The 13,833-nt window shown below is 49.4% G+C and carries 14 protein-coding genes; 11 read left to right on the top strand and 3 right to left on the bottom strand.

Annotated elements, in window-relative coordinates:
- The first annotated feature begins 9 nt into the window (after positions 1-9).
- The 7 genes from ITJ88_RS13350 to ITJ88_RS13380 are packed head-to-tail and all read left to right on the top strand — an operon-like array spanning position 10 to position 6,949.
- Positions 10-921: an NAD-dependent epimerase/dehydratase family protein gene (locus ITJ88_RS13350; RefSeq protein ID WP_195865974.1), complete on the top strand. Its 912-nt coding sequence runs from the start codon at positions 10-12 to the stop codon at positions 919-921.
- Positions 903-1,757 (top strand): lysylphosphatidylglycerol synthase transmembrane domain-containing protein, encoded by an 855-nt coding sequence (locus tag ITJ88_RS13355; protein WP_195865975.1) that lies wholly within the window; start codon positions 903-905, stop codon positions 1,755-1,757. Before ITJ88_RS13350 ends, ITJ88_RS13355 begins: the two co-directional genes overlap by 19 nt.
- Entirely contained in the window at positions 1,754-3,190 is a 1,437-nt protein-coding gene (locus ITJ88_RS13360; RefSeq protein ID WP_195865976.1) for an alkaline phosphatase family protein, read from the top strand. Before ITJ88_RS13355 ends, ITJ88_RS13360 begins: the two co-directional genes overlap by 4 nt.
- On the top strand, positions 3,187-3,915 hold the full coding sequence (locus ITJ88_RS13365) for a glycosyltransferase family 2 protein (protein ID WP_195865977.1): 729 nt from the start codon (positions 3,187-3,189) through the stop codon (positions 3,913-3,915). Before ITJ88_RS13360 ends, ITJ88_RS13365 begins: the two co-directional genes overlap by 4 nt.
- Complete coding sequence (locus tag ITJ88_RS13370; RefSeq protein WP_230088861.1) at positions 3,912-4,646, top strand: hypothetical protein; 735 nt, start codon at positions 3,912-3,914, stop codon at positions 4,644-4,646. The genes ITJ88_RS13365 and ITJ88_RS13370 overlap by 4 nt, the downstream gene beginning before the upstream one ends.
- Before the next feature lie 12 nt (positions 4,647-4,658).
- Entirely contained in the window at positions 4,659-5,576 is a 918-nt protein-coding gene (locus tag ITJ88_RS13375; RefSeq protein ID WP_075642928.1) for an FTR1 family iron permease, read from the top strand.
- Positions 5,573-6,949: a hypothetical protein gene (locus ITJ88_RS13380; RefSeq protein WP_195865978.1), complete on the top strand. Its 1,377-nt coding sequence runs from the start codon at positions 5,573-5,575 to the stop codon at positions 6,947-6,949. The genes ITJ88_RS13375 and ITJ88_RS13380 overlap by 4 nt, the downstream gene beginning before the upstream one ends.
- 71 nt (positions 6,950-7,020) lie before the next feature.
- Here ITJ88_RS13380 and ITJ88_RS13385 read toward each other — a convergent pair whose 3' ends face one another.
- Together ITJ88_RS13385 and ITJ88_RS13390 are read right to left on the bottom strand one after the other, a co-directional pair.
- Entirely contained in the window at positions 7,021-7,587 is a 567-nt protein-coding gene (locus ITJ88_RS13385; RefSeq protein WP_195865979.1) for a GNAT family N-acetyltransferase, read from the bottom strand.
- A 100-nt stretch (positions 7,588-7,687) separates the two neighbouring features.
- Complete coding sequence (locus ITJ88_RS13390; protein ID WP_064300662.1) at positions 7,688-8,305, bottom strand: YitT family protein; 618 nt, start codon at positions 8,303-8,305, stop codon at positions 7,688-7,690.
- A 410-nt stretch (positions 8,306-8,715) separates the two neighbouring features.
- Between ITJ88_RS13390 and ITJ88_RS13395 the strand changes: the two genes are divergently transcribed.
- Positions 8,716-10,065: an FAD-dependent oxidoreductase gene (locus ITJ88_RS13395; RefSeq protein WP_195865980.1), complete on the top strand. Its 1,350-nt coding sequence runs from the start codon at positions 8,716-8,718 to the stop codon at positions 10,063-10,065.
- Between the two features lie 420 nt (positions 10,066-10,485).
- Here the strand turns inward: ITJ88_RS13395 and ITJ88_RS13400 are convergent, their stop codons facing one another.
- Complete coding sequence (locus ITJ88_RS13400) at positions 10,486-10,968, bottom strand: VOC family protein (protein WP_195865981.1); 483 nt, start codon at positions 10,966-10,968, stop codon at positions 10,486-10,488.
- A 131-nt stretch (positions 10,969-11,099) separates the two neighbouring features.
- Here ITJ88_RS13400 and ITJ88_RS13405 point away from each other — a divergent pair, with 131 nt between their 5' ends.
- From ITJ88_RS13405 to ITJ88_RS13415, 3 genes are all read left to right on the top strand, one after another.
- The gene (locus tag ITJ88_RS13405) at positions 11,100-11,984 is read left to right on the top strand and encodes an SDR family oxidoreductase (RefSeq protein ID WP_055969577.1); all 885 of its coding nucleotides are present in this window, start codon (positions 11,100-11,102) and stop codon (positions 11,982-11,984) included.
- Positions 11,985-12,285: 301 nt separating this feature from the next.
- On the top strand, positions 12,286-12,837 hold the full coding sequence (locus tag ITJ88_RS13410) for a maltose acetyltransferase domain-containing protein (RefSeq protein ID WP_195865982.1): 552 nt from the start codon (positions 12,286-12,288) through the stop codon (positions 12,835-12,837).
- Between the two features lie 97 nt (positions 12,838-12,934).
- Positions 12,935-13,819 carry a hypothetical protein gene (locus ITJ88_RS13415; RefSeq protein ID WP_230088862.1) on the top strand — a complete coding sequence of 295 codons (885 nt, stop codon included), beginning with the start codon at positions 12,935-12,937 and terminating at the stop codon, positions 13,817-13,819.
- Positions 13,820-13,833: the final 14 nt, after the last annotated feature.

Consider the following 13,833-nt stretch of genomic DNA (forward strand, 5'->3'; position numbering starts at 1 on the left):
AGGGATAAGATGAATATCGGAATCACAGGAGGTGCCGGCTTCATTGGCGCCGCCCTCGCCCTCCGGCTCCAGCAGCACCATACCGTCCATGTCCTTGATGCTTTCACGGACTACTATGATATCCAGTTAAAAGAAGAACGAGCAGATGAACTAAGACGTGCCGGTGTTACCGTTACGACGGGTGACGTTCATCACGATCTCGACGCCTGGATGGAGACATCGTTCGACGCCGTCTTCCATCTCGCAGCTCTTCCAGGTGTTCCGCGTTCGCTCGAAGAACCACATCACTATATTTGTGAGGACATCGACATGACGGTGACCTTGTTAGAAGCCGCAAAAAGACATGGCATGCCGCATGTCTTTTTCGCGTCTTCTTCTTCCGTTTATGGGGAGCAGACGGGTCCACTGAAAGAGGAACAGGCAACGGGACATGTCGCCAGTCCTTATGCAGCAGCGAAGTATAGCGCTGAAAGCTTTTGTCATGCTTATGCTCATTTATATGATGTAAATGTGACGCTGTTTCGCTTCTTTACGGTCTATGGTCCATCGGGTCGTCCTGATATGGCGCTGTTTCGATTCATCGAACAGGCATTACGCGGAGAGGCACTCACCGTCTTCGGCGATCCAATCCGTGACTTCACGTATATCGATGATATCACCCGCGGAATGGAACAGGCGTTGCTGGCTCGTGCAGTCGGGACGTATAACCTCGGCGCGAATCAGCCGGTCTCCGTCCGTACGCTAGCTGAACGGATCGGTCAACGGTTTGATGTGCCTGTGAAGACTCAAACTGCACGACGCGGAGACGTGACGATGACATGGAGTGATACGACGGCAGCACAGGAAGCCTTCGGTTACCAACCGTCAATCGAAATTGATGTTGGACTGGAGCAGGTGATCGCGTGGCATCAAAACCGCTGATTCGAACGTTTCTGTATCTGACGCTTACCGGGCTTGTCATCTTTTTACTGCTCCGTTTTTTCTTGGAGTTACCGGTCTCGTATCGGTACATTGAAGCTTTATTTAAGAGTCCCTGGACGATCCTTGCGACCTTGACGTATGCGATCGCCTTTTATTTACGGGCGGTCGCCTGGCGCCGCGCCGATGCAAAACGTGCACCGACCGCTGTATACCTGTCGAGCCTGTATCTCGGACTGACGATCAATCACCTCTCACCAGTCAAACTGGGAGAGATGATCCGACTCGTGACGGCGAGAGCCGTCGGAAGTCCATGGAAGCAGACGAGCGCGATCTTCGTCTTACAACGAAGTATTGACTTGATCGTTCTGTGTACCTTCATTTTGATCGGTTGGTTGTTTCATCCGATTGTCTTGCTCGTCGCGCTCCTTGCGACCGCGTTATTGCTCGTGTTACGCCGACATGTCCCGCATCTCCCATCGCTCGTTCTGTTCGGAACGCTCGCTTGGGCCGTTGAGGCACTCGCCGTCTTCCTCCTCTTGCACGGAGCCGGTATCGATGTGTCCTTCCCGACGACATTGATCGCGATGAGTGCCGGTGTCCTGTCTGGTGTGATTCAGTTCACGCCGGGTGGACTCGGTACGTACGAACTCGCGATGGGTACGGTGTTACGGCAAGCCGGTGTTGCTCATGCGTACGACGTTGCCTTGATGACGCACTTCTTTAAATATGCCTTTGCTTTTCTTATCCCGCTGTACGTTCTCATTCGGCATCCGGCTACGCTTCGGTTGTTGGTTCGTCAGCTCAAATACACTGATTGGAAAGGAGGAAAACGATGAAAAGTGCTTCTCGCTTTGAAAAAGTCGCAGCACGCGCCTGGAACTTACTCAATGAAGGAAAACCCTTCACACCCATTTTTACGATCGGCGTCTTCTTGACGTACGCCTTATGGACGCAGATGCCACTCGCAGAATCTGGTCTTGGTTTCATCGTGACGCTTCCTTTATTCATCTTGCTGTGGCGTTATGATTTTCCGTTATTTTTACGAAATTACCTTTGGATTCCGGTCATCGTTTGGCTGTTCCTTCGGGGTACGAATGCAGATTATTTACCTTTGTTCGCCTATGGCGCAGGTCTCTATTTCTTCTTTACGATTTTTTTCTGGGGGACGATCTATTATCATCTCCGGATTGGAACGCGCTGGACGAACTTTACGCGCTTTTGGAAACTCGTTCTGAAGAATAGTGATTCGACAAGTGGTAACGCGCAGGAGCAACTGCCTAAGGTTGCTCTGTTGCTCATGTACTGGTGGACGGCAAGTGACGCGTCGACACTCGACATGACGTTCATCTGGTTCCCAATTGGTCTATTCGTCTTTGCATGGATCCTGCATCACTACCTGTTCGACTGGAAACCGAAGTTGCCCGAGGCAATGACGGTAGATGCCAATCTTCCGACTTCAGAAAAAGTCTATGTCCTGATTGTCGACGGGATGCGTAAAGATCGCTACATGGCAGCAAACACGCCGTTCCTCGAACGATTGCGTCAGGAAGGAACGGAATATACGAATATGGAGACGGTTTACCCTGCCCGGACCGTCGTCTGCTTCAGTTCGATGTTCACCGGTGCTCGCCCAGAAGATCATGGCATTCATTCGAACATGGTCTGGAATACGACCGGCGTTAAAACGGATACCGTCTTCGATCGCCTCCGTGCCGTCGATAAGTCAGGAAAAATCCTTGGTATCGCACACCTTGTCGATGCGTTCGGTTCAACCGACGTACGGACCGTCACGGCAGTCATGCATAACGATGTTGCGGATCGAAATATCGTAGAGCGTGCCAAACAAATCGTCCATGAAGAGGACCCGGATCTGCTCGCGATTCAGTTGATCGGAACGGATCAAACAGGACACAGTCGAGGCACTCTCTATTCCGAGTATGTCGAAAAAATCGAGGAAGCGGATGCGCTCCTTTCCGAGTTTTGTGAGGAGCTCGATCGCCTTGGTAAACTCGAGGATGCGACACTCATCGTCATGGCGGATCACGGTCAAGCGGACGGAATCGGTGGACACGGTCACTTGGATGAAGGCGAACGGTTCGTCCCGTTCTGGATGTATGGTAAGAACGTTCATGCCGGTCTAAAAGTCGATACGCACCGTCATATCCTGTCACTCGGACCGACGATCACCAAAATCCTAGGGGCAGACATCCCGCACGATAGCCGCGGTGTGCTATTGACAGAAGCGTTCAAGGAGGCGAAGTCTAAATGAAGATCATCGTCTTTTTACCTGCCCACAATGAGGAAGTGTCGCTCCCGCTCGTCTTAAAACGAATTCCGGACATGATTGACGGTATTCCGGTCGAGACCCTCGTCATCGACGACGGCTCAGTGGATGCGACGAGTACGATCGCGCGTCAACACGGCGCACATGTCTATCGGTTCGAGCAGAATCAAGGACTCGGCTCTGCAGTCCGGGAAGGACTCCGCCAGTCCTACGAGCTCGGCGCTGATGTTGCTGTCATGATTGATGCCGATAACGAATATCCGGCCGATCAAATTCCGGATATCGTCCGACCAATCTTACACGATCAGGCCGACTACGTATTCGGTTCCCGCTTCCTCGGTACCGTCGACGGGATGCGGCTCTATCGCTATATCGGCAATCATGTCTTCACGTGGTTGCAATGCCTTTTATTGAAACGCAAAATCCATGATGGTCAAAGTGGGATGCGTGCTTTTTCACGCGCAGCGTGTCACCATGCTGAGATCATTCACGATTATAACTATGCCCAAGTATTGACCCTCAATCTCGTCCGAAAAGGCTTCCGCCTTCACGAAGTCCCGATTCGTTATCGGGTCCGGGAAGCAGGAAAGTCCTTTATCCGTCTGAATTATGTCCAACGTGTCCTCCCAGCGATTTACCGGGAGTGGCGACGACCGATCACACAGCTTAGCGTTGAAGAACGCATGGAACGAAAGGAGCACCTCGGATGAAACGCCTTCTTTTGCTACCGCTCCTCCTGCTCTCACTGTTCGTGAGCACTTCCACGGTTTCCGCTTATAGTTACGGAGACCCAGGAAAGGAAGCTTTTGCGGAAGCCTATAAACAATTTGAAGAACAACTCGATGCTAAAGATTACGCGCTTGCGAAAGAGACGCTTGCCGCCTATGATAAAGAATTCAAACTGTATTTCCCTGAAGCGAAAGCGAAGATCGATACGGCGCTTGAACAAGAAGATGCCGAGGCTGCCAAACAAGCGTACCGTGTCGCTCTCCGTCAAAATATCGAACGTCGCCTGCACTTTGCTGAAGAGCAGTTCGAAGACTTCGGTCAAGCGAAACTCTTACTTGCGAAAGCCCGCGGGACATACGATGTGCTCGCGCCTTACGTCAAGGAAAGCAAGGATGCACAAACATCCGATGACGTGTATACTGCATTTGATGAATCCTTAAAAGCACTCGGAAATCCTGGTCTGTTTGGGGTCGGGAAAAAAGCGAGTGATGAAGAATCCTTCAAGAAAAACATTACGATGATCGAAGATACGTTGACGCCTCTCTTCGTCCTGCCAGGTGAAGAAAAAACAGGCGTCTTCACGGAAGAAGACTCCTTCCTCGGTCAAACGTTCGGAACGGACGCGATTTGGAAATTGATTGCGCTCGGACTCGTCATCGTACTCATCATTATCGTCGTCATTGGTCAATGGAAGAAGAAACGCCGCTCATAAGGAGGAAGACAGATGGATTTTCAAGCGTTTTTGATTACGCTTCGGGAGTGTCTCGAGGCTGTTCTCATCGTTGGGTTGATCTTAGGTTATCTCGATCGATTGAACGCTCCACAATATAAAAAGTGGGTCTACGCAGGTGTCGGGTTGGCACTTCTCGCTAGCCTTGGTGTCGCGTTCCTGTTCCAAGTCGTCTTTACGAGTTTTGCGAGCTTCGGAAGCGATACGTATCTCCGTCTCGGCATCATGATGGTCTCCGTCCTGCTCTTGACACACATGGTCCTCTGGATGGGGAAGGAAGCGAAAGAGAATCAACAAGCCTCGCAAGCAAAAGTCGCCGCTGCCGTCTCGACGGGTAGTGCGATCACGATGATCATCCACTCCTTCCTCGTCATCGTTCGAGAAGGAATTGAGACCGTCTTCTTCTTTGCTGCCATCTCAGGTGGGGAAATCGAAAAAGTACTGACGAGTTACGGTGCGGTTTCCGGTCTGTTACTTGCCTTGATTTTCGGATACTTATTCGTTTCCGGCTCCATGAAGATTCCCGTCAAACGCTTCTTCCAAGTGACGGGCGTACTCATTCTATTCATCGCAGCCGGCATGCTCGTCCAAACGATTGGACGCTTCCAAGATCTTGGTTTGCTCGGTAGTCTTTTGATGAATGCTGACGGCACACCAGCTGCTGTGTATAACATCGTCGGCTTCATGCCGGAGCACTATATCGATCAGGTGCAATACTTGCGTGATACAGGAAATTCAACATTGATCAGTGGACAGATTGGAACGTTCATGGGTGCGATGTTCGGATACAGCCATAACCCATCGCTCGAACAAGTCGTCGCTTGGTGGGGCTACTTCGCCTTTGCCGGTTGGATGTTGCTCCGTCAAAACAAACCATCGAAGTCATCAAAGTCCTTACAGGAGGTTTCTTGACCGTCCGAAGCGATCGTTCACGTCCGCGTGGACGATCGCTTTTTTGGATCACGTTGCTATTCATCGGTGGCTGGATTGGTTTACGGATCATTTACGTCAGTCCCTTCATCGCGAGCTACGATATTGCGAACTTCACGCTCGCTGTGACCGATTATGATTTGGCTGATTTACGTCCGCACTTTCCGGGTTATCCCTTTTTCATCTTATTTGCCAATCTGTTTCTGCCACTAATGATACCTGTCAAAGCGCTCGGACTCGTCTCCACACTAGGTCTGGCAAGTGCCATCTTGCCACTCTACTCGCTGTTCCGCCGTCATGCCTATGATACGACTCGACTGATCGCTGCCTTTACCGTTCTCTCCACTTCCTCACTCGTGACGTTCGCTGCAACCGGGATGTCGGATGGGCTCGCACTCGGACTACTCGTCTGGTACGGCTGGAGCATCGAACGCGCACGGCATCAGATTCGTCGCTGGCTTCCATATCTTTTATTCGGTTTACTGATGGCGACTCGACTGTCCTATGCGCCGTTTGGCTTCATGTTGCTTGTCCTGCTGTGGCAGGTACGAAAGGATTACTGGCAACTCTTATCCGAGTGCGCCCTTCTTGTTCTGGCGCAGCTTGCTTGGTTGCTCCCGGTCGCTTTTTCTGTCGGTGGACCTTATTCGTTTCTTCAATTATCACTCCGCTTCGTCAGCGGTCATTTTTCCGATTGGGGTGGTTCTGCTCAGACCGATGACGCTTCTATCGTTCAACGATTTGTTCAGACGCTTCAGCAACTCTTCTGGCATGGGATCGGTTATGGCACGTGGATCGGACTAGTGTCTGGACTGCTGCTGTTCTTACGCAGACGTTGGGCGGTCGATGTCGCTTGGGGAGCGACGGCTGGACTCTATTTCGTCTGGGTCTGGCTCGGACAAAATATCGATAAACCCCGTCACGTCTTACCACTTGTCCTATTGCTACTCATCTGGTCAATCCGTCAGCTTCCGTTACGGATGTATCTGCCGTTTTTAGTCGTTCAGTTGACGATCGGTAGCCTCGCGTTGAACGAACAAGCAACGCGTCCTCCGGCGACGATTGAACTAGCGCGTTACGTAGCGACTCTTCCAATCGGCGCGACAGTCTTTACCGACGAGGAAGCTCGACAATTCCAGTCCGAACGACCGGATGCCGCAATCGTTCCGATCGGTTCGGTCAGTAAATGGAACGCAGAACCAAAATCCGATCAGAGTTACGTGACCGGTCGATTGCTCGAGCGCCTCCACGCTCAAGGCGTGCGACCAAACGTCAAACTGGTCACACGCTTCACGAGTGATGCCCGCTACGAACCAGAAGACGCGCAAGCGATGCTGTATCAATTAACGCCTTGATGGCACAACTGCATGCATACGAAAAACCATGCGATTCCCGAATGACACCGTGGAAATCGACATGGTTTTTTTCATTGCTGCGTATCGTAACGACGTTCCATATAATCAAAGGTACCGCCGCTGATTTCAATCGTCCGAATCGGTTCGAAGCCGAGACGACGATACAGGCGCTGTGCCCCGGCATTCGTTTGATCAGCGTTTAAGGTGAACGCTTGTAGTCCTCGTTTCTCGCCCTCTTCCGCTGCTGCCTGAAGCAGTTCCGTACCAATCCCTTTTCCGCCATGACGCGCGTCAACCGATAAAGTATCCAGGTAATAGACCGGACCTTCCGTCTCGACGTCGATTTGGATATCTTGACCCGTCCAGCGCTTCAGTTGGTCTTTAATCGGTTCGTCGAGTCGTTTCGCATCCGTCCCGGCATATGCAATGACGATTCCCGCTACTTCACCCTCGATGATTTTCACGAGGATGTTCTCATGGCTCAGTCGGTTTCCTGTTTCAGCGACAAAGTACGCGAGTCGCTCTAAAACGTCCTCCCGCTTTGTCGTTCCCGTCAATGTCTCAGCAATCTCATGAATCGCTTGCTCAATCAAGGGGGCAATCTGTTGCGCTTCAGAAGCATGTGCTTGTCGAATCATCTCATCGTTCTCCTTTTGTTTTTTCTAGTCCATGAACCTGAAAAATCGGACTCGACGATGTCGAATCCGATACATGATTTTTTTTAGACATTCATTCGTCTCACTGCGTGACTTTTTGTACGACAGGTGCCGGTACGATGACAGGCTCCCGTGTCATGACAGCCACGACACGTCCAGCGATCGCTACAGCCAGTAACGTATATAACGTTAGGCTGAGCGGCAGATAGACGAGTGAGATCACTAACACGATGGCATCGAGTCCGAACAAGATCGTCCCGATCGATAGACCTGTCAGTTTGCTGAGTCCCATCGATAGCAAATCGTCTCCACCTGTTGCCGCTCCACTTTTCAAAACAAGTCCGAGACCATATCCGGTCACGATTCCGCTAGCGATCGCTGCGATGAGCGTCGCTGGCCAAGCCTGTTCTGGAAAGTGGAACAAATCGAGTCGGTGCCACATCTCATAAAAGACTGATAACGCACCTGCTGAAAGTAACGCTTCGCTGACGAAACGTTTTCCTTTGAAGTACAAGGCACCAATGAAAAATGGAATATCGAGCACGATCATTGAAATCGAAGGATTGATATCAAAAAAGTATCGACCGAGCAACGATAATCCGATGAAGCCGCCTTCTGCTAATCCGAACTGTTCATTCAATGTGTAGTAACCGAACGCCATGATCAGCGTACCGGTTAAGATGGTTGCGATTCGTTTCATGTTTTATTGTCCTCTCCCGTTTACATCGTGGGAGAGGTTTTATACGTCCCGTTTGGGTATTCATCTATTTTCGCTCTCCCTGATTTTTATAAGCCATTACCGTCTGTTCGTTATGACCGGTACTGCTAAAAATCAGGTAAGCTGAATAGATGATTGGTCCTCTCGGTATCCATCGGTTTCCACCCCTTCATTAAAAATCTATCTTCATTATAACCCGAATTTCAGTAACTAAAACAGTTTTACGCATTCTTCATATAATCCAAACACTTTTGCTCACTTTTTCACAATTTAGACAAGATTATGCTCAACATTGAACAAACTACTTGAAAACGACCTTGTGAAGGATTACACTAAGTATATCAAATGAATGTGATATTTATCACAAACAAAACACAAAGGAGACTTTACCCATGAAAGTAGCAGTCATCGGATGTACACACGCAGGAACAGCAGCAGTCAAAGAACTCGCTTCACAACAAGACGTCGAGATCACCGTTTATGAGCGGAATGACAATGTATCGTTTCTCTCTTGTGGAATCGCGCTTCACGTCGGTGGTGTCGTCAAACATGCGGAATCACTTTTCTACTCATCACCAAGTGAACTCGCTGAACTCGGCGCTGAGATGCGTCTGAAACATGATGTGCTTGAAATCGATAGTGAACGCCAAACGATCGTTGCGAAAAACCTCATGACTGGTGAAGTCGTTCACGATACGTACGATAAACTCATCATGACGACAGGGTCATGGCCAATCATTCCAATGCTTCCCGGCATTGAATTGAATCAGATCGAGCTCTGTAAAAACTATCACCACGCTCAAACAATCATTGAAAAAGCGACAGATGCAGAGCGGATCACAGTCGTTGGTGCAGGGTACATCGGTGCTGAACTCGTCGAAGCGTTTGAAGCATACGGAAAAGACGTCACGTTCATCGATAGTGCGGATCGCATTCTCAACAAATACCTCGACCGCACGTTCACTGATGTCATCGAACATGAATTGACAGACCGTGGCATTCGCCTCGAACTCGGACAAACCGTCCAAAGCTTCAAAGGCGAAAACGGCGCTGTGACACACGTCGTCACAGACAAAGGAACGTTCGAAACGGATCTTGTCATTCTCTGTGTCGGCTTCCGCCCAAGTACGGAACTCTTAAAAGGACAGGTCGATATGCTACCGAACGGTGCCATCATCGTTGACGATTATATGCGGACAAGCAACCCGAGCATCTTTGCTGCTGGTGACAGCTGTGCCGTCTATTACAATCCAGCTCGGACACACGCCTATATTCCACTCGCAACGAATGCTGTCCGTATGGGAACATTAATCGGTAAAAACTTACGCGCACCAAAAATTCGTTACCAAGGAACACAAGGCACATCTGGTCTTCGCCTATATGATTTGAATATCGCATCGACTGGTTTGACAGAAGAAGCGGCACCCTTGTTCGGACTTGAAGTGAGCAGCACGACGGTCACAGATGCGTATCGCCCAGAGTTCATGCCAACAGCAGAAGACGTTCAATTGAAGCTCGTCTTCGAGACAGCAACCCATCGTGTCGTCGGTGCACAAATCATCTCAAAAGTTGATTTGACACAAGCGATGAACACACTTTCTGTCGCGATTCAAAATGATATGACACTGGAAGAGCTCGCTTTCGTCGACTTCTTCTTCCAACCGCACTACAACAAACCGTGGAACTTGCTGAACCAAGCAGCTCTACAAGCGATGAATGAGCGTCAATCCGCTCGTGTCTAAGCGCATTACACGATCAATCAAACGAGGCTGACTCAAAAAAATGACGCTTCTTTTCACACCCTTTCCTCAGGCGAGACACAAGCCAGTTTTCCTGCCTAATTCAGGCAGGAAAGCGGGTCTTGTTCGTCTCTGATAGCGCAAATGCGCTTTTTCCTGTAGGAGTGGCGTGAAACGCGTCATTCTTTTTATTACGAGATCAGGGTGGCAGATTTTCATTCTGCCACCCTGATCTTTGTGAAAATTGATTTTTGAGTCAGCCCCGTTTTAGACTGAAGACAACGTGCAATTTTTCTCTTACGAGAAGGATTGCACTTTTTTGTTCATCTCGCATCGTTTTCCTGGTACAAGCATCGCGCCGCTTCGCTGCAGGGTCGCTCCTGCTTGTTTTCCCTAGGAAGCGATTTCGAATGAAAATACCAGTTATGTCGTCTTTTTCTCCGATTCAGTCTCAAATAGATGCTGCCAGTCTTGATACGGCATCGTGCCATTCACTGTTTCCATATCAAAGCGTAACGGTGCAATCAATTCGAGCGAATTGCCATCTGGATCCTCGAAGTAGATCGCCGCGTGCGCATGTGGATGGTTATCGAGAACAAGCGGTTGATCGGCTGCCGCTACACCAAAGGCGGATCGGACTTCAATCCCTCTCTCCTTTAACCAGTCCTGTGCTTTATCGATATTTTCCTGCTCCATCCGAAACGCCATATGTCGAATCGCTGGATGATACGGTAACTCGGCTTGACCAGCTTTCCATAAACCTAACCAACTCTTGCCATGCTCGATCCAAAAGAAAGCGACGCGTTCATTTCGGAACGCACATGCTAGACCTAATTTTTCGTAAAAGACAATCGATCGTTCAAGTTCTTTGACCGGTAAATGAGCTTCATACAATCCAGTAATCATCTTCTTCACACTCCTCTTCTTCTAGTGTAAACCATCAATTTCCAAATTTACTATCATCAGAAACGTTTAATCCGACCTGTTGAGGGAACATACACCCTATACCAAAACTAACTTTCAGGAGGAATGTTTACATGGCTGCATCGAAAAATCCGTTAACCCAATACTTCAATGACGATTTCCCAAAACAATATCAGGACGCACCAGCGGTTCAAGCAAAAATGGAACCTGTTCCCGATTGTGGCGAAGAGAGTTATAAAGGCTCTGGCAAATTGATCGGCAAAAAAGCACTGATTACGGGTGGAGACTCCGGCATCGGCCGAGCAGCAGCCATTGCCTATGCTCGTGAAGGAGCTGACATCGTGCTCAACTACTTACCGGAAGAACAACAGGATGCGGAAGAAGTCAAAGCACTCGTTGAAGCAGCGGGACAAAAAGCATATCTCTTACCTGGTGACCTAAGTGATGAAGCGTTCTGTCAGCAACTCATTAAAGAAGCACACGAATCGCTCGGCGGGCTTGACATTTTAGCGCTTGTCGCAGGTAAACAACAAGCTGTCGAAGATATTCTCGACCTGTCAACGGAGCAATTACGTAAGACATACGAAATCAATGTCTTCTCTCTTTTCTGGGTCGTCAAAGCAGCCTTGCCACTCTTGAAGGAAGGGGCTTCGATCATCACGACAACATCCGTTCAAGGATATAACCCAAGCGCGAACCTCTTGGATTATGCATCGACGAAGTTTGCCATCAACGGGTTCACGCGCGGACTCGCTAAACAAGTCGCGCCAAAAGGAATCCGTGTCAACTCCGTCGCACCTGGTCCGATTTGGACACCGCTTCAAATCTCGGGTGGTCAGCCAAGCGAGAACATTCCAGAGTTCGGACAGGAAACACCACTGAAACGAAGTGGTCAACCGGTCGAACTGTCGGATGTGTATGTCTTCCTCGCTTCAGACGCTGCAAGCTATGTCACGGCGCAAATTTATGGTGTCACAGGCGGAATCGAATTAGCATAAGGATCGAATCTCGACGGGGCTGACTCAAAAGTCAGTCTCTACAAAGATAAGGATGACGCGTCACACGCCACTCCTACAGGAACACGCGCATTTATGCGCTGTCAGAGACGAACAAGACCCGCTTTTCTGCTTCAACGAAGCAGGAAAACTGGCTTGTGTCTCGCCTGAGGAAAGGGCGTGAAAAGACGCGTCATTCTTTTTTTGAGTCAGCCTCGTTTTCTCGTGTCTTAGCGGGATATCAGTTGCATCACGAGGCACCATTTAGTCTAATGAGAGTAATAACGATGAAGGAGTGAATCAGATGACTGAAAAAGAAAAAATGATTCAAGGGGAACTCTACTTAGCACAAGATCCGGAACTCGTGGCTGACCGCATCCGAGCACAATCGCTCTGTTATGAGTTCAATCAATTGAGTGTCCATGATGGGACTAAACGGAAGGCACTTCTTCAACAATTATTCCAGACAGAACAAGCCGATTTTTACATTGAACCGACCTTTAAATGTGATTATGGCTACAACATCACATTAGGGGCTCGCTTTTATGCCAATTATGACTGTGTCTTGCTCGATATTTGTCCGATTACGATTGGTGACAACTGCATGCTTGCTCCAGGAGTACATATCTATACTGCGACCCATCCACTCGATCCTGTCGAGCGCAACAGCGGTTATGAATTCGGAAAACCGGTCGCTATCGGAAATAACGTCTGGATCGGTGGGCGCGCGGTCATCAATCCCGGTGTGACGATCGGAGATAATGCTGTCATCGCCTCAGGTAGTGTCGTCGTCAAGGATGTACCGGCAAACAGCGTCGTCGGTGGAAATCCAGCCCGAGTCATCAAGACGATCTAATTCTCATCAAATTCTAATCTGTTCCTCAGCTTCCTTTCACGTGGTCTGGTTATTCTATGTATAAGAACAGCAGCCACTACTAAAGGAGGACATCATCATGACTGCAAAACGAACAGATAAAGGGAATAAACGCTTCAAAAAAGGAATCGCTACACTTGCCGTAACGGGTACAGTCTTAACAGGAGCCGGAGCGTTTCTCCTCTTCACAGGTCCAGGACACTCTCTCGTCAACTCGACGGTCACCACTTCACAGCAGGCAGAGCAAAAAGTCGAAGCTGCTTCGCGCCAAGTCGAACAAAAGCTCCCAGCTTCGATGCGTGACGATCAAGAAATCGAAGGCACATTACAAAAACTATCGGATCGTTCAATGACGATCGACGTCAACGGTGACACTCAGACGTATGACTTTGCTTCGTCAGTCGAACGCGAAGCCGTGCAAGAAGGCGATTGGGTCAAAATCGATCTGAATGCGAATCAGCAAATCACGGAATTGGAGCGAGAAGATCAAGACGATCGGAATGACCGAGAGGACGATGGCAATCGCTCAGATGATTCATCAGACGATGCGAATGAACGATACGGCATCCTTCGTGCCCTATCACAAAGTGAATTGACACTCGAACAAGATGGACAAGAGACGGTTTACGCGATTGCGGATCGTGCGGAACGCGACGCTGCGAAATCTGGGGATATCGTAAAAATCGAATTGAATGCAGACGGTCAAGTCCGTGAGCTTGATCGCGAAGATGACAACGAGGATCGTAATGCTACACGCGACGAAGACCGTGACGATGCACGGGAACAAGAAGTCCGCGGCACGCTCGCTAAAATAACGAATCAAGAGATCATCATCGAACAAAACGGTGCACAAAAGTCATACTCTCGTGCATCAAACATGGAACAAGATGATGACGTCCGCGTCGGTGGTTCCGTCAAACTTGAGTTGAACGCGTCAGACGAAGTGACAGAAATCGATGAATAATCATTAAAGGAGGA

Origin of the sequence: Exiguobacterium abrahamii, from assembly GCF_015645365.1 — a bacterium.
Classification (GTDB): Bacteria; Bacillota; Bacilli; order Exiguobacteriales; family Exiguobacteriaceae; genus Exiguobacterium_A; species Exiguobacterium_A abrahamii.